The 19,419-nt window shown below is 62.9% G+C and carries 15 protein-coding genes and 2 pseudogenes; 10 read left to right on the top strand and 7 right to left on the bottom strand.

Going from position 1 to position 19,419, the window contains the following annotated elements; translation table 11 throughout:
• Nucleotides 1-181: 181 nt before the first annotated feature.
• The gene (locus tag FS320_RS07150) at nt 182-520 is read right to left on the bottom strand and encodes a hypothetical protein (RefSeq protein ID WP_162002869.1); all 339 of its coding nucleotides are present in this window, start codon (nt 518-520) and stop codon (nt 182-184) included.
• A gap of 58 nt (nt 521-578) precedes the next feature.
• Nucleotides 579-2,006 carry a homospermidine synthase gene (locus FS320_RS07155; RefSeq protein WP_152710395.1) on the bottom strand — a complete coding sequence of 476 codons (1,428 nt, stop codon included), beginning with the start codon at nt 2,004-2,006 and terminating at the stop codon, nt 579-581.
• A 249-nt stretch (nt 2,007-2,255) separates the two neighbouring features.
• Between FS320_RS07155 and FS320_RS07160 the strand changes: the two genes are divergently transcribed.
• Nucleotides 2,256-3,485: an MFS transporter gene (locus FS320_RS07160; RefSeq protein ID WP_162002870.1), complete on the top strand. Its 1,230-nt coding sequence runs from the start codon at nt 2,256-2,258 to the stop codon at nt 3,483-3,485.
• A gap of 6 nt (nt 3,486-3,491) precedes the next feature.
• Here the strand turns inward: FS320_RS07160 and FS320_RS07165 are convergent.
• Nucleotides 3,492-4,065 (bottom strand): annotated as a pseudogene (locus FS320_RS07165) (GNAT family N-acetyltransferase).
• 183 nt (nt 4,066-4,248) lie between these two features.
• Nucleotides 4,249-5,403, bottom strand: a complete 1,155-nt coding sequence (locus FS320_RS07170) for a type III PLP-dependent enzyme (protein ID WP_152710397.1) — start codon at nt 5,401-5,403, stop codon at nt 4,249-4,251.
• A gap of 644 nt (nt 5,404-6,047) precedes the next feature.
• Between FS320_RS07170 and FS320_RS07175 the strand changes: the two genes are divergently transcribed.
• The 8 genes from FS320_RS07175 (at nt 6,048) to FS320_RS07210 (ending at nt 13,806) form a co-directional block, all read left to right on the top strand.
• Complete coding sequence (locus tag FS320_RS07175; protein ID WP_152710398.1) at nt 6,048-7,619, top strand: OpgD/OpgG family glucan biosynthesis protein; 1,572 nt, start codon at nt 6,048-6,050, stop codon at nt 7,617-7,619.
• A gap of 594 nt (nt 7,620-8,213) precedes the next feature.
• Nucleotides 8,214-9,218: an ABC transporter substrate-binding protein gene (locus tag FS320_RS07180; protein WP_152710399.1), complete on the top strand. Its 1,005-nt coding sequence runs from the start codon at nt 8,214-8,216 to the stop codon at nt 9,216-9,218.
• Between the two features lie 36 nt (nt 9,219-9,254).
• On the top strand, nt 9,255-10,034 hold the full coding sequence (locus tag FS320_RS07185; protein WP_152710400.1) for an ABC transporter ATP-binding protein: 780 nt from the start codon (nt 9,255-9,257) through the stop codon (nt 10,032-10,034).
• Nucleotides 10,034-10,876: an ABC transporter permease gene (locus FS320_RS07190; RefSeq protein WP_152710401.1), complete on the top strand. Its 843-nt coding sequence runs from the start codon at nt 10,034-10,036 to the stop codon at nt 10,874-10,876. The genes FS320_RS07185 and FS320_RS07190 overlap by 1 nt, the downstream gene beginning before the upstream one ends.
• A gap of 104 nt (nt 10,877-10,980) precedes the next feature.
• Nucleotides 10,981-11,511, top strand: a complete 531-nt coding sequence (locus FS320_RS07195) for a MarR family winged helix-turn-helix transcriptional regulator (protein WP_152710402.1) — start codon at nt 10,981-10,983, stop codon at nt 11,509-11,511.
• A gap of 82 nt (nt 11,512-11,593) precedes the next feature.
• The gene (locus FS320_RS07200) at nt 11,594-12,517 is read left to right on the top strand and encodes a DMT family transporter (protein ID WP_152710403.1); all 924 of its coding nucleotides are present in this window, start codon (nt 11,594-11,596) and stop codon (nt 12,515-12,517) included.
• Entirely contained in the window at nt 12,514-12,816 is a 303-nt protein-coding gene (locus FS320_RS07205) for a TfoX/Sxy family DNA transformation protein (RefSeq protein WP_152710404.1), read from the top strand. Before FS320_RS07200 ends, FS320_RS07205 begins: the two co-directional genes overlap by 4 nt.
• A 24-nt stretch (nt 12,817-12,840) precedes the next feature.
• Nucleotides 12,841-13,806: a 2-hydroxyacid dehydrogenase gene (locus FS320_RS07210; RefSeq protein ID WP_152710405.1), complete on the top strand. Its 966-nt coding sequence runs from the start codon at nt 12,841-12,843 to the stop codon at nt 13,804-13,806.
• 43 nt (nt 13,807-13,849) lie between these two features.
• On the opposite strand, the gene FS320_RS07215 is transcribed toward FS320_RS07210, so the two are convergent.
• The 3 genes from FS320_RS07215 to FS320_RS07225 form a co-directional block, all read right to left on the bottom strand.
• Nucleotides 13,850-14,875, bottom strand: coding sequence for an AraC family transcriptional regulator (locus FS320_RS07215; RefSeq protein WP_152710406.1), 1,026 nt, complete (start codon nt 14,873-14,875; stop codon nt 13,850-13,852).
• 376 nt (nt 14,876-15,251) lie between these two features.
• On the bottom strand, nt 15,252-16,319 hold the full coding sequence (locus FS320_RS07220; RefSeq protein WP_152710407.1) for an AraC family transcriptional regulator: 1,068 nt from the start codon (nt 16,317-16,319) through the stop codon (nt 15,252-15,254).
• A 539-nt stretch (nt 16,320-16,858) separates the two neighbouring features.
• A complete protein-coding gene (locus FS320_RS07225; protein WP_244627011.1) occupies nt 16,859-17,923 on the bottom strand; it encodes an AraC family transcriptional regulator in 1,065 nt (354 codons plus the stop codon).
• Between the two features lie 1,155 nt (nt 17,924-19,078).
• Between FS320_RS07225 and FS320_RS07230 the strand changes: the two are divergent.
• Nucleotides 19,079-19,419 (top strand): annotated as a pseudogene (locus tag FS320_RS07230) (reverse transcriptase domain-containing protein); the annotation flags it as partial.

Genomic DNA, 19,419 nt, shown 5'->3' on the forward strand with positions numbered 1-19,419 from the left:
GGCGGCGGCCGCGACAGCCAGTGAGAGCCTCAATCTGATCCGCCAGAAACCAACTCTCACCTCATCCTGAGGAGCGGACGTAAGTCTGCGTCTCGAAGGAGGATTCAGCGGGCACTGGAACCTCCTTCGAGACGGTCGCTGGGCGAACTCCTGAGGATGAGGTTCGGTGTCGATTGATCGGTTAAGCCTCGCGTTCCGGTTTTCCGGCCAGCACGATGTAGAACCCCAGGCCGTCCTGCGCCGGCAGCGTCTGCAGCCGGTCGATCCAGCCGCGCTTCTTGGCCTCGAGCAGAGCCTTGCCGATCGGCTGGAAGAGGGTCTCGCCGCCGCCTTCCGGCGGCGGGTCGAGGCGGATGGCAACCGACTTTCCTTGAGCGAAGCGGCTGCGCTCCAGCATGTCCTGGATCGACGCGGCTGCCTGCTCACGCGACACGCCGCGTAGATCCAGCACGCTTTCGGCATCGACGACGCCAAGGCCGCCGCGGAGCTTGTCGGCGTAGAATTCCTCGAAATGGGGCACGGAGAGCTCCTTGACATGTCCCCTCCCCCTTGTGGGGAGGGTTAGGGTAGGGGTGTCGTTACCGCACCAGAACGTTCCGGAACTGCCACGGATCGGAGGTGTCGATGTCCTCTGGGAAGAAACCGGGACGGTCGGTGAGCGGGGTCCAGTCGGTGTAGTAGCCTTTCACCGGGCCGAGATAGGGCAGCTGCACTTCGAGGCAGCGGCGGAAATCCATCTCGTCCGCTTCGACGATGCCGGCCTTCGGGTTCTCCAGCGCCCAGACCATGCCGGCGAGCACTGCGGACGTCACCTGGAGGCCGGTGGCGTTCTGGTAGGGCGCCACGCGGCGCGTCTCCTCGATGGAGAGCTGCGAGCCGTACCAGTAGGCGTTCTTGCCGTGGCCGTAGAGCAGCACGCCGAGTTCGTCGATGCCGTCCACGATCTCGTTCTCGTCGAGGATGTGCTGCTCTTCCTGCACCTTGCCCGCATGGCCGAACATCTCGTGCAGGGAGAGCACCGCCTCGTTGGACGGATGGTAGGCGTAATGGCAGGTCGGCCGGTAGGCCGCCTTCCCGTTCTCGCGCACGGTGTAATAGTCCGAGATCGAGATCGATTCGTTGTGCGTCACCAGGAAGCCGTGCTGCGGGCCCGGCGTCGGGCACCAGGTGCGCACGCGGGTGGCGGCGCCGGGCTGGAGCAGGTAGATCGCCTGCGCGTCGGGCCCGAGCGTGCCGGCATTCTCCGGCATCCATTTCTCATGCGTGCCCCAGCCGAGCTCGGCCGGCTGCAGACCTTCAGACACGAAGCCATCCACCGACCAGGTGTTCACGAAGGTTCCCATGGGCTTTTCCGACTTGGCGCGCTGGGTGTCGCGCTCCGCGATGTGGATGCCCTTCACGCCAACGCGTTGCGCCAAGCGCGCCCAGTCCTCGCGGCTCTTCGGCTCGTCCGAGGTCACGCCGAGATCGCCCGCGATGTTGACGAGCGCCTGCTTGACGAACCAGGATACCATGCCCGGATTGGCGCCGCAGCAGGACACCGCCGTGGTGCCGCCCGGATTGCGCCGCCGCGCCTCCATGGTGATCTCGCGCAGCGCGTAGTTCGTGCGCGATTCCGGACCCTTGCTCTTGTCGAAATAGAAACCGGCCCAGGGCTCGTTGACGGTGTCGATGTAGAAGCAGTCGAGCGAGCGGCACAGTTCCATGATGTCGACGGATCCGGTATCGACCGAGAGGTTGACGCAGAAGCCCTGACCGCCGCCTGCGGTCAGCAGCGGCGTGAGCAGTTCGCGGTAATTGTCCCTGGTCACCGCCTGCTGGATGAAGCGGATGCCGCGCTCGTCGAGGAGTTCCTTGTGCTTCTCCTGCGGATCGATGACCACGAAGCGGCTCTTGTCGTATTCGAAATGGCGTTCGATGAGCGGCAGGGTTCCCTGGCCGATCGAGCCGAAGCCGATCATGACGATGGGGCCGGCGATGCGACCGTGAACGGGCCAAGTGGTCATCAGATCTGTCTCCTTGCCAAAGCAGAGATTGAAAAGGGTAAACGTCGATTATCGGTTTTGGGCGCATCTAGGATTGAGGAGGCCCTGGGGTCAATGCCTGGGACGGACTGCCGGGCACGACGGGTAATTTCCCTGCGGATGGCGAACGCAAGATGACAAACACATTCGTGCCTTGCTGATTTGACGCTCGACATTGCGCAACAAGGCTGCATGATCGCAGGACCTTTGTCTCTCACCCGACCGCGACCGATGACATTTCACGAACTTCTCAGGCATTATTGGCGCGTCATCGGCCTCGGCTTCGCATTGACCTTCCTGTCCTCGTTCGGCCAGACCTTCTTCATCTCTCTGTCGGGCCCGAATATCCGTGAGGCCTTCGGCCTGACGCACGGCGCATTCGGCTCGATCTATTCGCTTGCGACGCTGTCCTCCGGCCTTCTGATGATCTGGGTCGGCAGCGTCATCGACCGGGTCGACATCCGGCTCTATGCCAGCACGGCCATGCTTGGCCTGGCTGCGGCGGCCATCAGCCTGTCCTTCGCGCCCAACATCATCGCGCTGGGACTGAGCCTTTTCGCCCTGCGCCTCTTCGGCCAGGGGATGCTCAGCCATGCGGGCGTGATGAGCACCGCACGCCTGCATGAAGGCGTACGCGGCAGGGCGCTGGGCGTGGCGGCGCTCGGCTTTCCGGCCGGCGAAGCGACCCTTCCGGCCCTTGCCATCGCGCTGATCGCGGCGTTCGAATGGACCGGCGTCTGGCGCGTTGCCGCGCTCGTGATCGTGGTGGCGCTGGCAATCGGCTGGCTGCTCGGCTTCCTTCTCACGACGAAGGGTCCGGACCTCGAGGTGTCGGCACGGAGAAAGGCCTTGAACGACACGGGCCCGCGCTGGAACGACACCTTAAGCGACTGGCGCTTTCTCGCGCTCATCCCCACCATGATCGGCTATCCGGCGATCATGACGGCGTACTTCTTCCACCAGCGCTTCATCGCAGACCTGAAGGGCTGGTCCCTGGAGCTTCTGGCCAGCAGCATCACGCTCTTCGCCCTGGTGTCCGTCGTGGTCGCCATGAGCGCGGGCAGCTTCGTCGATCGGTTCGGCGCCGTGCGTCTCAGCCATTTCTATCTCGCAGGCATGACGGCGGCATCCGTTGCTCTCGCCACGTTCGACGGACCGCTTCTGCCGCTCGTGTTCTTCGGCCTGATCGGCCTCACGTCGGGCTGCACCAATGTGGTGATCGCAGCCGTTCTGGCCGAGCTGTTCGGCACCACGCATTTGGGCAAGATCCGCGCGCTCGCCGGCTCCATCATGGTGGTGGCCTCGGCCGCCACGCCGGGCGCCATCGGGCTTCTGTTCGATGCCGGAGTGAGTCTCGAAGCGATCTGCCTCGGCTTTGCCGCCTACATGGTCGCAGCCGCCGCCGTAACGTTCGCGCTGCCCAATCCGAGGGCCGCGCGGTTGCAGCCCTCGGAAGGATAGACGGCGTCAGAGCGCCGTGCGAAGGCCCGCCAGCGCACCCTGCGCGGCCGCGGCGACGAGGGCGCCGAGATCGGGCTTCTGCTCGAAGGAGCCGGTCGCGGAGACAAGGCCGCGGGCATTGTCGAGCGCGCCCGCCTCGAGCTCGAGTGCCAGGAAGCGGTTGCGCTCGTACGGCCCGGGCAGCCAGAGGGAGCCGGTCTTGGCCGTGGAGAAGCCGAAGCGCTGGTAATAGGGCGCATCGCCCACCAGCAGCACCGCCTTGTGGCCGAGAGCGTCCGCGCGCTTCCAGCGCCTCGCGCATGAGCTTGCCGCCGAGGCCGAGGCTCTGCACGGCCGGGTCGATGGCGATCGGACCGAGCATGAGCGCAGGGCGGTTCGGACCGGCCGAGACATGCCACAGACGCACCGTACCGATGATCTCGCCGTCCCGGTCGATGACCAGGGACAAACCGTCGGCCGGCATCCTGCCCTCGCGCAGGCGTTCGCAGGTCTTCTGGAACCGGGCGGGTCCGAAGCAGGCATCGAGCAGCGCCTCGCGCGCCTCGACATCGCGGAAGATTTCTTCGCGGATCGTGATCATGGCCGTGGCCTCCCAAAACACGTGGGGTGAGCGACAGCCCTCGCACCGACTCGCAGCATCGGACGCAAAAGTGGATGCCGGTTTCGCGGTCATCCGATGCGCCCTTTGAAGCCAGACGGCCGTCCGGGACAACTCTGTTGGGGTTGGTGCCTGCCTCATTCCACGAGGCAGGCGGGACGTGAATCAGATCACGTAGGACTTGAGCGGCGGGAAGCCGTTGAACGCGACCGCCGAGTAGGTGGTCGTGTAGGCGCCCGTGCCCTCGATCAGCACCTTGTCGCCGATCTCCAGCGAGATGGGGAGCGGATAAGGCTCCTTCTCGTAGAGAACGTCGGCCGAGTCGCAGGTCGGACCCGCGAGCACGCACGGCACCTTGCGGTCGTGGTCGCGCTCGCTGCGGATCGGATAGCGGATCGACTCGTCCATCGTCTCGGCGAGACCGCCGAACTTGCCGATGTCGAGATAGACCCAGCGCACCTCGTCCTCGTCCTGGCTCTTCTTCGAGATCAGGACGACCTCGGTCTCGATGACGCCGGCGTTGCCGACCATGCCGCGGCCCGGCTCGATGATCGTCTCCGGAATGCGGTTGCCGAAGTGCTTCGACAGCGCCCGGAAGATCGACTCGCCGTAGGCTTCGACCATGGGAACCGTCTTCAGGTACTTCGTCGGGAAACCGCCGCCGAGATTGACCATCGACAGGTGGATGCCGCGATGCGCGCATTCACGGAAGATCGCCGAAGCGGAACCGAGAGCCTGATCCCAGGCTTCCGTGTTGCGCTGCTGCGAGCCCACGTGGAAGGACACGCCGTAAGCCTCGAGCCCCTGACGGTGAGCATGCTCCAGCACGTCCACGGCCATTTCGGGCACGCAGCCGAACTTGCGGGAGAGCGGCCACTCGGCCCCGGCGCCGTCGCACAGGATGCGGCAGAACACCTTCACCTCGGAAGCATCGATGCCGGCCGTCGCGGCTGCGCGGGCGATCTTCTCGACCTCGGCCTCGCAATCGACCGCATAGAGGCGCACGCCAAGCTCGAGGGCGCGAACGATGTCGCGCTCCTTTTTGATCGTGTTGCCGAAGGAGATGCGGTCAGGCGTCGCGCCGGCATCCAGCGCGAGCTGGATCTCGACCACGGATGCCGTGTCGAAGCACGAGCCGAGCTCGGCCAGGAGCTTGAGCACCTGCGCCTCCGGGTTGGCCTTCACGGCGTAGAACACGCGCGTGTCGGGGAGCGCCCGGGCAAACTTGGAATAGTTGTCGCGCACGACCTCAAGGTCGACGACGACGCAAGGGCCGTCCTCACGTCGGTTGCGCAGGAATTCACGGATGCGCTGAGTCATGGCGCTCTCCCCACCAAAGGTTCAATGGAGGTCTTGTGGAGCCTCCGGATTGAAATTCAGACGATCAGGAACTCCTGCCGTCCGGCGTCAGCGAGGGAAGATGGCATCCCGCTTCGTGCGATGGAGACACGAATGGCGCGATGGGCTCTTCACCCGACGATGCTGCCTTGGATTGGATGGGGGATACTCCATCCGCACGCCTGGCAATGATAAACAAGCCTCTTCGGTGTTGACCTTTGGAGGGCCAACGAGACCAAAAAAGCCCGTTCGTCGTTGCTTTAAGTCGCGTCCCCCGTTGAGAACGAGGTGCGCCGGTTTTCGCCTCCGGCTGCCGGTTAGGGGTATCGAGAGCTAGTTCGCTCTCGGGCGGCTGTCCGGCCTCTTGTCCGGATGCCCACCAACCGACACACGACCACAGGCACGTGCGAAATTGGGCAAGGCTGAGATAAGCGCATTCGCCCCCTATCACAAGAGTTTTTCGGACCCCTCCCAGGATTTTTTTAACCCTGCCGGGACCTGTGTCTTGCCGGCATCACCATTCACCTTCCATTAAGCGGGACAGGTACACGGAAGAGGGTCTGGCCCCATATTGCTATCCCTGAATTCCGGCCATTTTCCTCTTGAGACGAGAACGCTCCGCAGCCATGACGAACCTGTCCCGCCGTATCCTCCTGCAAAGCCTGCTCGCAGCCACCGCGCTGCCCGCTTTATACCGGCAGAGCTGGGCGCAGCAGCAGACCGGCGTGCCGGCGCCCAATCCGTTCCATTACGAGGATGTGGTGCGCCGGGCCCGCGAGTTGGCGGCCGTGCCGTATGAGGCCCCTTCGGGACAACTGCCCGAGCCTCTCAACCGGCTCAGCTTCGACGATTATCGGGACATCCGCTTCCGCCCCGAGAAGGCCCTGCTCGGGTCCGGCAACGGGCCGTTCCGGATGCAGCTCTTCCATCTCGGCTTCCTCTACCAGCGCCCGGTGACGGTGAACATCATCCGCGACGGAGTGCCCACGCCGGTGCCGTATCAGCGGGAGCTGTTCGATTACGGTCGCAACAAGATCGAGCGGCCGCTGCCCGTCAATCTTGGCTTTGCAGGCTTTCGCCTCCACTACCCTCTGAACAATCCGAAGGTGCTGGACGAGGTCATCGCCTTTCTCGGCGCGAGCTACTTCCGCTTCCTGGGATCGGAGCAGAAATTCGGCCTCTCGGCGCGGGGCCTCGCGATCAACGTGGAAGGCGGCGAAGCGGAGGAGTTCCCGCATTTCCGTGAATTCTGGGTCGAGATGCCCAAGCCCAACGACGAGCGGGCCATCGTCTTCGCGCTTCTCGACAGCCCATCCGTGGCGGGCGCCTATCGCTTCGAGATCTACCCGTCCAAGGAAACAACCCTCGACGTCACGGCGACGTTGTTCCCGCGCCAGACCATCACCAATGTGGGTGTCGCTCCCCTCACCTCCATGTTCTTCGAGGGCGAGAACGACCGGAAACCGACGGACGACTACCGCCTCGAAATCCACGATTCGGACGGGCTTCTCATGCAATCGGGCGCGGGCGAGTGGATCTGGCGGCCTTTACGCAACCCGAACGCCAAGACGATCTCGTCCTTCAGCGACAACAACCCGCGCGGCTTCGGCCTGATGCAGCGCGACCGGATGTTCGAGAATTATCAGGATCTCGAAGCCACCTACCATCAGCGTCCCGGCTACTGGGTCGAGCCCATCGGGCAATGGGGCGAGGGCTGGGTCGAGCTGGTTGAGATTCCAACCCCCGACGAGACCCACGACAACATCGTGGCCTATTGGCAGCCGAACCGGCCCTTCGAGCCGGGGCAGGAGGTCGTTCTGTCCTATCGCCTGCGCGCCGCATCGGCGATCGGGGCCATGCATCCGGGCGGCAAGGTGATCAACACCTTCCAGGCGCCTCCCCGCGCCAGCGGATCGAACGCGCCGAGCGACCCCCGGCACCGCCGCTTCATCGTCGACTTCGCGGGCGGCAACCTGCCTTACTATCTCGGCGCTCCGGAGCAGGTGCAGCTCGTGCCCTCCACCTCGGCCGGCCAGATCACTAATACCTTCATCATGCCCAACAGCCACACGAACGGCTTCAGGGCCGCCATCGACGTGAGGCTGGAGCCGGGGCAATCCACGGATCTCCGCGCCTTCCTGCGCGCCGGCAACCGGGCGCTGACGGAGACCTGGACCTATCCCTGGTTTGTCGAGTGATCCGCCGCTGACGCCTTGTCACCCCGGTGGTCAACAGGACCGGGAGAAGACCCACGAGCAGCCGCTGAGCTCAGGGATTTCCATCCCTGCGATGGCTGCGCGTGTGGCGGGAATGACACCCACCCCGTCATGGCCGGGCCTGTCCCGGCCATCCCGATGCGGAAAAGTGCTGCGCTTCACCCAATCGGGATCACCGGGACAAGCCCGGTGATGACGTGGAGAATGTCAGGGCCGAACGTAGTCCACCGATCCGCGCTTTCAGACACAGCCCCATCCTGAGAAGCCGCTGCAAGCGGCGTCTCGAAGGAGGCTCCAGTGCACGCTGGAGACGCCCTCGGCCTTCGTGACGCTTCGCTTCTCAGGATGAGGGCTTCGGAACGCCGAACCCAGGCCAAACCTGCAGGATAAGGGCTGGGGGAGCGCGCGACGACAGGGATCACCGGTCCGGGCCGGTGATAACGTGGAAAGGGCGTATCGGTGGATCCTGCTCCATCCCCGGGCGGCACGAAGACCTTGCCAAGCACGGCTGAACCGCGCAGAAGCTGTGCCTCGGATCGCAGGCGGTTTGTCCTGCCTGGCCGAAAGTGAGTGCCGATGAAGCTGAACGCCTGGATCACGGGAGCGATCGCAGCCTGCTTGGGTGGAAGCGCCCTGGCGCAGCAGCCTCTGACGGAGGTGACCTTCGGCACCAATTGGATCGCCCAGGGCGAGCATGGCGGCTATTACCAGGCCGTCGCCGACGGGACCTACGAGACATACGGTCTCAAGGTCACCATCGTGCCCGGCGGCCCCCGTGCCAGCAACCGCATGCTCATGACCGTCGGCAAGCTCGACTTCTACATGGGCGGCAGCATGATTCAGGCCTTCTCGGCGGTGGAGAAGGATATCCCTACCATCGTGGTCGCGGCCCATTTCCAGAAGGAGCCGCAGGTTCTCCTCAGCCATCCGGGCCAGGGGCTCGACACCTTCGCCGACCTCAAGAAGTCCAATGACATTCTTCTGTCCAAGGATGGTGTCGCCACCTTCTTCCAGTGGATGAAAGTCGAGTACGGCTTCAAGGACGAGCAGGTGAAGCCTTACGGCTTCAACCCGGCGCCCTTCATCGCAAACAAGGCGTCGGTGCAGCAGGGCTATGTCACTTCCGAGCCGCTGACCATCGAGAAGGCCGCAGGCTTCAGGCCCAACGTGTTCCTGCTCGCCGATCACGGCTTCAGCACCTATTCCACCACCGTGGAGACGCGCCGCGAGGTCGTGGAGAGGAATCCCGATCTCGTGCAACGCTTCGTCGATGCTTCGACCATCGGCTGGTATCGTTATCTCTACGGCGACAACACGAAAGCGAAAGAGCTCATCAAGCGCGACAACCCGGAAATGACGGAGGAACTCCTCGCCTATTCCCGCACCAAGATGAAGAAATATGGCATCGTCGATTCCGGCGACACCGCAAGCCTCGGCATCGGCGCCATGACGGATGCGCGCATGAAGGACTTCTTCGACAAGATGGTGAAGGCCGGTCTCTTCAAGGCGGATCTCGATTACAGACAAGCCTATACGCTCCGGTTCGTGAACAAGGGCGTGGGGCTGAACCTGAAGCAGTAAGAGGAGAGCGACGCCGTTTCCCGTGTCGCCGCACCCATGACGCAGCTTTCGCCCGCGCTCGTTTCTCTCAGAGAGATCACGAAGATCTTCTCCAACGGCGTGACCGCGCTTGCCGGCTTCGATCTCGATGTGTTCCCAGGCGAGTTCGTGTCGCTCCTCGGTCCTTCAGGATGCGGCAAGTCGACGGTGTTGCGCCTCATCGCGGATCTCGCGCAGCCGACGGACGGGAGCGTCACCTGGCCGGGCTCGACCGATGACGATCATCGCGGCGAGATCGGCTTCGTGTTCCAGGATCCGACGCTGATGCCCTGGGCCAATGTGGCGGACAATGCGTGGCTACCCTTGCGCCTGCGCGGCGTGTCCAAACGCGATGCACGGGATCGCATCGCCGAGAGCCTTGCCCTCGTCGGCTTGAGCGACTTCGCGAAAGCCTATCCGCGCGAGCTCTCCGGCGGCATGAGAATGCGCGTGTCGATTGCGCGGGCGTTGTCGCTGAAGCCCCGACTGCTTCTCATGGACGAGCCCTTCGCCGCCCTCGACGAGATCGCCCGCTTCCGGCTCAACGACGACCTGTTGCGCCTGCAGGGCGACCTGCACTGCACGATCGTGTTCGTGACCCATTCGGTCTACGAGAGCGCCTATCTGTCGAGCCGCATCGCCGTCATGTCATCGCGCCCGGGCCGGGTCGTCGCGGACATCAGGGGCGAAGCGCCCGGGCCGCGCTCGAAGGAGTTTCGCACCAGCGCGCGCTATGCCGAGCTGTGCGCACAGATCTCGCAGGTTCTGCTCGATCAGACGGCAGAGGAGCGGTTGTGATGGCCTTCGCTCCCATGCCTGCGCGCCGTCAGGGCAATGCCCTGAAAATCGTTCTGCCGCTTGTCGTCTTCGCGGCAGCCATCGCCGCGTGGGAGGCCATCGTGCGCATCGAGGGCGTCCCGCCCTACATCCTGCCCGCGCCGAGCCTGATCGCCAGAACCCTCGTGGCCGATTGGTCGTTGCTCTCGGGTTCGCTCCTGACGACGCTCGGAACCACGCTCGCCGGGCTCGTCCTTGCGGTTCTCGGCGGCGTGGTGCTGGCGGTGCTGTTGAGCCTGTCGAGGATCGTCGAATATTCGCTCTATCCGTTCGCCGTCGTGCTGCAGGTGACGCCGGTCATCGCCATCGCGCCCCTGCTCCTGATCTACATGCCTCAGGACGTGGCGGTTCTCGCCTGCGCGTGGCTCGTCGCCTTCTTTCCGGTCCTCTCGAACACGATGCTCGGCCTGCAATCCGTCGATCGGAACCTCATGGAGCTGTTCCAGCTTTACGGCGCTCCCGCCTCGCGAGGCCCGCTGGCCCGCCTGCGGGCGCGTCTGAAGGCTCTGTGGGTTCTGCGTCGTCCGGCAGCGCTCCCGGCTTTCCTGGCGGGCTTGCGGATTGCGGGCGGGCTCTCCCTCATCGGCGCCGTGGTTGCCGAGATGGCCGCAGGTTCGGCGGGGGCGGGATCGGGGCTGGCCTACCGCATCATCGAGAGCCAGTATCGGCTCAACATTCCGCGCCTCTTTGCAGCTCTTGTTCTTTTGGCGTTGACCGGCATCGGGCTGTTTCTTGTCCTAGCCGCGCTCAATCATGTCCTTCTTCGCCGCTGGCATGAGAGCGCCCTCGATCGAGAGGCCTGAGCGGTTTTATTTATTTAGCCTGTTAATAGTGCGCCGGCTTGTCATCGTACCGTCATGAGTCCCGTCCATGGTATGGAGGCAAACGCTTTGAACAGCGAGGGACCATGGAAACCGACAACAAGCATCCGGGCATCAAAAGCGTCGGATGGGCTCTGGTTCAAGCCTCACGCCTGCATCGAAGCCGCACGGGCGACAAGCTCTCGGAACTCGGCCTCTTCGCCGGCCAGGAGCAGGTTCTCCAGGCTCTGGGCAATGCCGGCCCCATGACCATGGGCGAGCTCGCCGCCATCCTGCGGGTGCGCCCGCCGACCGCTTCCAAGACGGTCTCGCGCCTCTCCACCCTCAAACTGGTGGAGCGCCACACCGAACCCGGCGATGCCAGGGTCGTGCGCGTGAAGCTCACCAAAGAGGGCAAGCGCAAGGCCGCCGCCATCGACGCCCTTTGGGAAGAGGTCGAGGCCGAGCTGCTCCAGGGCTTCGACAACAAGGACCGCAAGCGGCTGCGCAAGCTCCTGCGCAAAGCCGCCAAGAACCTCGCCGGCCTCACCGGAGCCGATCAGACCGGCTTCGAGGCAGATGACGAGGTGGACGGGCTGGAAGCCGCCAGCGAGCCGGAATTGGCCGCGACGGCCTGATAACAACCCCTGTGTGCCGCGCACGAGGGTCGTGCGTGGTGGACATTCGCATCGGGACGGCGAAGCGGCTAGCATTCCCTGCATGGCCGATAGCATCCCCATATCTTCGCCCAAAACCGCCGCGCAGCGCCAGAACCGAATGGTGGGCATCGCCCTCATGTGTGCGGCGCTGTTCTGCTTCTCGTGCCTTGATGCCACGGCGAAATGGGTGAACCGCTCCGTCGATCCCATGGTCACGGTCTGGGCCCGCTACATCTCGGCAGCGTTTCTCACCTTTCTCGTCATCAATCCCCGGACCCAGCCGGGAGCCCTCAGGACGCGCCGGCTCCCGTTGCAGCTCCTCCGCTCGTTCCTGCTCTTCGCCTCGACCCTCTGCAATTTCTTCGCTCTGAAATACCTGCAGCTGGTCGAGACCCAATCAATCATCTTCGCGACCCCGCTGCTGGTGGCACTGCTCGCGGGTCCCCTTCTGGGAGAACGCATCGGCTGGCAGCGCATGGCCGCCATCGGCGTTGGCTTCATCGGCATTCTCGTCATCACGCGGCCAGGCCTGGGCACCATGCATCCTGCCGCCCTTCTGTCGCTGGCGGGCTCGGTGGCTTACGCCTTCTACAACATCGTGACACGCATGCTGGCCTCGAGCGATTCCATTGCGACCACGACCCTCTATTCGAGTGTCGCCGGCATCGTCTTCGTCACTCCCGTCCTTCCCTGGGTGTGGTCCACACCCTCCTCGCCTCTGGTCTGGTTCCTTCTCGCGACGACAGGTTTCTACGGAGCCTTCGGCCACTGGCTTCTCGTCCTCGCCCATGCCCGGGCACCGGCGGCGATCCTGGCGCCCTTCATCTACAGTCAGATCGTCTGGATGCTGGTGTTGGGCTATGTCCTCTTCGGCGACTGGCCGGATTCTTGGACCTTCGTCGGGGCTGGCATCGTCATCGCATCGGGGCTCTATTTGCTCTACCGTGAGCGTGTGAAGCATCGAAAGCCGGAGCCGTCCTCGTGAGTGATGCCGCCATCGACACCCTGCCCGGGATCGGTCCCGTGACGCAGAGCAGGCTGGCAGACGCCGGGATCCGCACCGTCAGCGAACTCCGCTCCATGGGGTCGGTCGAGGCCTATCGCCGGCTGAAATTCATGCTGCCCCGGCAGGTGAGCCTCAATGCGCCTTACGCCCTGGAAGCCGCTTTACGCGGTTGCCATTGGCTCGACCTGCCGCAGGACGTGAAGGCCGCGCTCCAGGAGCAGGCCAAGATCACCGACGAAGCCTTTCGACGGGGCGGCGTCGCACGCTGTGCTCTTTAACCCGACATCACAAAAGGAAACGCCATGAGCCGAACCGACATCCTGATGACAGCGCCGATGATGCCGATCGTAATAGAAACGCTCGACAAGGCCGTCACGCTCCACCGCCTGTGGGAGCAGACGGACAAGGAGGCCTTTCTGAAAGAGGTCGGCCCCCGCATCCGCGGCGTGGCGACCAGCACGCTCTTCGGCCGTGTGGACGCCAGTCTCCTCGATCGCCTGCCCAATGTGGAAATCGTTTCGAGCTTCGGTGTCGGCTATGACAATGTGGATGCGGCGGAAGCCGCCAAGCGCAACATCGTCGTCACCAACACGCCCGGCGTCCTCGACGACGAGGTGGCCGACTTCACCCTCGGGTTGCTTCTCGCAACGCTGAGAAAGATTCCGCAGGCCGATCGGTACCTGCGCGACGGGAAATGGCTGAAGGCGTCCTTTCCCCTGTCGGCGACGCTACGCGAAAGGAAGGTCGGCATCGTCGGCCTCGGACGCATCGGCAAGGCCATCGCGAGGCGGCTTTCCGGCTTCGATGTGAGCATCGCCTATCACGGGCGCACGCAGCAGGACGACGTGGCCTATTCCTATTACCCGACCGTGACAGGCCTCGCCGAGGCTTGCGACGTGCTGATCGTCATCACGCCCGGAGGCGCATCGACCAGGCATCTCATCGATACGGACGTGCTGAAGGCCCTAGGCCCCAACGGCGTTCTGATCAACGTCGCCCGCGGCACCGTCGTGGACGAACAGGCGCTCATCCATGCGCTCAAGTCGGGCACGATCCTGAGCGCGGGCCTCGACGTCTACGAGGACGAGCCGCGCGTTCCGCAGGAGCTGATCGATCTGGAGCACGTGGTGCTTCTGCCGCATATCGCCTCCGCGTCGGTTCATACCCGCAACGCCATGGGCAAACTGGTGGCCGACAACCTGATCTCATGGTTCGACGGCAAGGGTCCATTGACGCCGGTGGCGGAGACGCCCTGGCGTTCGAAATAGGCCGATCTCGAAACCTATCGGAGAGACCTGCGCGGCGTGAGCCTCATCCGGCCCGCGCCCGCGCCAGAGTCTGCCGTGGTGCTTCGCCGAAGGTGTGTCTATAGACGGTGGCGAACTCGCCTAGATGGCCGAAGCCACAGCGCATGGCGATCTCGGTAACCGTGACGGTGCTTGGATCCGACAGCAGCAGGGTCTCATAGGCCCGCTTCAGCCGCAGCGATCGCAGAAAACCCATCGGTGTGGTGTTGCGGAAGTTCTGGAAGCCGTTCTGCAGGCTCCTGGCACTCACGCCGGCATGAGCGGCGATGTCGGCCAGGGACAGGGGCTCGGAAAAGTGCGCCTCGATGAAGGCTTCGGCGCGTTTGACGTAAAAGGGCACGGCGGCGGATTGCGGCCGCAGCAACGCGTCCGAGTAGGTGTGGGAATGTCCGAGCAGGAAGGCCGTGCTGACCATCTGCTCGAGCTGCTGCGCAACAGCCGATACCTGCTGGGTCATGGAGAAGGGATCGCTTAATTCACCAGCGACGTAGCTCCCGAGGCGCCGCCAGCTTTGTCCGGCGCCGCCCTGCAAGAGAGTCTGTCGGTTGAACTCAAGGGGCAGTTCGATCTCGTGACCCAGCAGCTTTGCGCATTGCTCCGCGAGCTTGCCACGGCTGAGCAAGATCGTCAGCGTTTCGCAATTGTCCTGGTAGTGCATCAACAGTTCCGGGCCGGAAGGGAGAATGGCTGCCTGCTCGGCCGTGAACGCGTATTCCTGCCCCTCCATCTTTGCATGTCCGGCGCCATTCTCCGCGATGACGAATGCCAACCGATCATCCATATCGGTCGGATAAACCTGCGCCGTCAGCTCTGCCCCATAGGCGACGGTGAAGATCCCCAGATCCCTTGTGCCATGAATGCTGAGCTTACTGTCCGCCTCCTGGATCCGGGATGCACGGGTGAGCCTGTGAGGAGTGACGAATCTGTTGCAGAGGTCCTCGATCTCATCGAGACGGGGCGATTGCAACGAGAAGCCGACAGCACCATTGCTTTGGACAGCAGGCTTGGCCACAGAACTTTCGTCGACCATGCTCGGATACTCTGTTGCCTATTCTTGGGGTATCTTCCTGAAGAGTTTCAAAACGGTAGATTTTCCAAGTAAACTTGACAAGTCATAGGCTTTTCCTCTTGCCACAGCGGAATGGCGTCTTCAGCAACGTGCGTGAATGCTGCTTGCGCAGTGGGCCTGTTTGCACATGCCATGCATCCAAATGGTCAGTGTGAACGGCCTTTGTTGTGGCCCAGGCGTCTGAGACACCCTGACGACTTTGCAAAAGGGCCCTTCGAACAGAACATCGTTGAAGCCGTAGGGATTAAGTCGACATTCACGACCTTCCACGGACTGAACACTCTTACGCGTCCTGGCTGCGATGGATTTCTCGCCGCAAACCGGATTGCGGAGAGCCTCAGCGATAAACCGTCTTTCCCAAGGCCTGCTTGGGCGTCTCGCCAAAGGTGCGCCTGTAGAGGCTGGCGAACTCGCCCATGTGGCCGAAGCCACAGCTGATCGCAATCTCCGTCACTGTCGTGGAGGCTGGATCCGCCCGGAGGAGAGCCTCTTGCGCCCGCCTCAACCGAACCAACCGGAGAAACGCCATAGGGGTCATCCCGCGGAAACTCTGAAAACCGTTCTGCAGGCTTCTGGCGCTCACCCCGGCCTGCGCGGCGATGTCGGCGAGGGACAGCGGCTCGCTGAAATGAGCTTCGATGAAGGCTTCCGCCCGTCTGACGTAAAACGGCGCCGCAGGGGATTGGGGCTTCAGCAATGCATCGGAATAGGTGTGGCGATGGGCGAGGAGAAGCGAGGTGATCAGGGTCTGCTCGAGCTGTTGCTGGGCTGCCGGCAGAAGCTTCAGCATCGAATGCGGCTCCTGCAACTCGGAGGCGACATATTGCGTCAGGCGCAGCCAACTCTGTCCGGACGCGGACTCGAGGGAGAAATGCGCCTGGAAATCGACTGGTTTCCCGACCTCCCGCCCGAGCAGCTTCGCACAATATTCCGCAATTCTGCTGCGGTTCATCAGCAGGACGCGCGTTTCGCAATCCTCTGCGTATTGGAGAGTTTCGCGGGGTCCTGAAGTGATCATCACGCCTTCACTCTGCGAGATTCCGAACTCCTCGCGGTCCAACCGGACTCTGCCCGTTCCCTCGTTCGCCATGACGAAGCCCAGAAGGTCGCCGGCTTCGTAATGCTCGAACTCGACGGCAATCCGACTGCCGTAGCGAATGTCGAAAACCGCGAGGTTTTTCGCTCCGTGAAAATGGAAGGCGCTGTCGACAGATCTGTCGCGGCTCAAAGGAACGAGCTTGTGGGGCGTAATCTGCGTGCTGACCACATGCTCGATCTCATCGATCTTCGAAGAACGGTAGGAATGCTCGAGGACCGGTCCGCTGCGCTCCTTCCTGTCACGTGTCTGCTCCTGCGCGGGCGGTGGCAGGCCTCTTCGTGGACCGTGCTTCAAGGCGCCTGCCATGGCTATACCGCCCCGGACAGGGTCTGCCTTGAGACCTGTTCGACGATCCTGCGGAGGGCCCAACAGGGATCGGCACCCGGAGCAGAAGCACCGCATTCAATCCGCAGATTTTTTTTGACCTGCTCCATATGAAAGCCGTCCGAATCTCAACGTTCTGGAACCGATTCCCGCGGAATCTCGACATTCTGTACGCTCCCGGTTTATGCAATATAATCATGTTATGATCAATATGCTGGGGGAATTGCTCGGGACGAGCAGGTGCCGACGGGTGTGTTGGCATTCGCCACGCTCGCGATTGCACGGCGCGATAGGGAAAGAGGCGGATCCTGCGGCAGACCATGATCGACATGAAGCACCGAGGCTTCCGCTACACCCGCGTTACGCACGCCTGATGATTGAGGCGCTTCGCTTCCAGCAACCATATGTTGCAGGTCGTGGTACGGCGCTATCGACGCCTATGTCTGAAACTTCATCGTCGCGAAAGGAGAAGCGCACCACGATGTCCGAAGTCCTGCTCCCCCGGGAATCCCTGTGACGTTCTAGCCGGCTCGTGCCCGCACCAGAGTCTCGCGGGGTGTCTCGCCGAAGGTGCACCGGTAGGCCGACGCGAACTCGCCCATATGATTGAACCCGCAGGCAAGCGCGATCTCTGTCACCCTCGCGAAGCCCGGGTCGGCTGTCAGCAACATACGATGCACCCGCTGCAGCCGGACCGCGCGAAGGAAAGCCATCGGTGTCATGTTGCGGAAGTTCTGGAAGCCGTTCTGCAGGCTTCGCGCGCTCACCCCGGCTTGGGCCGCGATGTCGGCGAGCGACAGCGGCTCGGAGAAGTGCGCCTCGATGAAGGCTTCGGCCCGCCTGACGTAAAAGGGCGCGGCAGCGGATTGAGGTCGAAGCAGTGCCTCCGAGTAGGTGTGCGTCTGACTGAGCAGAAAGCCCGTCAGCACCGTCTGCTCCAGTTGCTGGCGGGCGGCGGCCACGGACCGGAACAGGGAATGGGGGTTGGCCAGCTCGGCGGTGGCGTACTTGAACAGCCTGACCCAGCTCTGGCCATTGGCGCTGTTCAGATCGAAGCCGGTGTCGAACTGGAGATCCTGGTCGAGGTCGCGAGCCAGCAGCCTCGCACATTGCTCCGCGGCCTTGTGCCGGTTCATCAGGAGAACGGAAATCTCGCAATCGTCGCTGTGGTTCAGTATTTTGAGAGGGCCCGTGGGGAACACTACGCCACGCTCGCCGGACATACGGAACTCCTGCCGGTTCAGGGTGAGTTGGCCTGTTCCCTTGGGCGCCATGACAAAAGCCATCCGCTCATCAGGTGACACATCTTCAAGACGGCCTTCCACTGAACGTCCATAGGAGATCGTGAACCCACAAAAATCCTGCACCCCGTGGATTTGCAAGGTACTGTCGAAGACACCTTCGCTCGTTAAAGGCCTCAACCTGTGGGATGAGATCAGCGAATTTGTCAGATCCTCCATCTCATCGAGCTCAGTCGTCCTGATCACAAGGTCGACCACCGATCCAGCGTGAGCGGCAGGCTTTGCGCCGGAGGCATCACCCCCCTTGGGAGGCGTCTTCTCCATCTCCGGATAGGCATTCGTCATGATCCTGCCTGTCTCGATGACCAGCCCAGAAGCCGTTTGGGTCTATCGATGCGGTTCCCAAAGTGTCCGATGCCTCAGAAAAGTACGATGTCTGCGTTTTTCCGACAAGCCTTGCGCTCCTCCGATTTCCGCAAGGTAATCCTTGTGAGAAATTAAGGGCGACTTCAACAAGTCAAAGCAGAAGAAAAACACTTCTTACTCGAAGACCGCGTCACTACTTTCGCTTGAGGCGTCAAATGGCTACTACAACCACAAGTATCAAACAGTCAGTCATGCTAAGTCTTATGGACCTGGTGCTCGGTGAAAATGTCCACGTGGTCTCTCGCTACAACCCAAGAGCAACCTCTTTGACGACGTTTTTGGTGAAGTTCTATTTTGTTCGTGGAATCGTATTGTATGGCCTCAGCCAGTATAACGGCTCCATCCGAGACTTTAGTTTGGTATTGCGGATGGATTGGAGGCACCGTGGGGCGGCGGCATGGATTGCCAAAGCAGAGCGCGCCAACAGCAGAGACGCGCGGGGGTAAAGCCGATAGGAACAAGGAACAATCCGCTTTTCATCAAAACCACGGCAAACTGAAAAGGCAGGCATCATGGCCGGCCTGTTCCGTGTGCCGAGCATGTTCGACAGCTTGGAGGTGCAAGTCCTCTACCCAGCCTGATGGCGGCGAAGGGTTAGCAAAGCGCAAGGGCGCCACCGCGAGGTGGGGTCTGAAGGAAGCGTGGAGCAAAACCGCGACCTGATGAACAAGAACCGGATACGAGGCCGCCTCGGCCGGACGAGCAGGCGAAAGGCTGCAAAGTCCACGGTCATCAAAGACCGAGGCGGTAAATCCGGCAGGTGTGCGGGGAAGGCGGTCGAACTTACCTCGGGAGATCTCCGGCATGTCCGATCTTCCGGACTGAGCGGGCTGCAAGGCCCGTGATCGTGGCGGAGAAGTCAGCAGACGGCATAGTAGGCCGCGAGGCCGAAGGCCCGAACGTCCGAGAGGGCAAGTAGAGCAGGTGTCTCGACGGACCAAGCGGCAGCAACACCAACTTGAGTTGGCTTTCGGTGGTGGGGCAGAGGGTGAAACCCCGAGCCCACTCGCCGGAGGAGCCGAAGTCCTGTCGGCGGCACCTACCCCCGAAAGCCCAGCGATCCCGGTGGGATCGATGATGGAGAGGATTGTCGCCCGCGACAATCTGAAGAAGGCGCTGGCCCAGGTCAGACGCAACAAAGGCGCGCCCGGCGTCGATGGCATGACCGTCGACGATCTGGCCGCCCACCTGAAGGACCACTGGCCCGAGATCAGGGCTCAACTTCTCAACGGCACCTACCAGCCGCAGCCGGTGCGGCGCGTCGACATTCCGAAGGCATCGGGAGGCACTAGAGGCCTCGGGATTCCGTCGGTGCTCGACCGCTTCCTCCAGCAGGCGGTGATGCAGGTGCTGCAAGAGGATTGGGACCCGACCTTCTCGCCGTCGAGCTACGGGTTCAGGCCCGGACGCTCGGC

This window comes from Microvirga tunisiensis, from assembly GCF_009296175.1.
In the GTDB taxonomy this organism is placed as follows: Bacteria; Pseudomonadota; Alphaproteobacteria; order Rhizobiales; family Beijerinckiaceae; genus Microvirga; species Microvirga tunisiensis.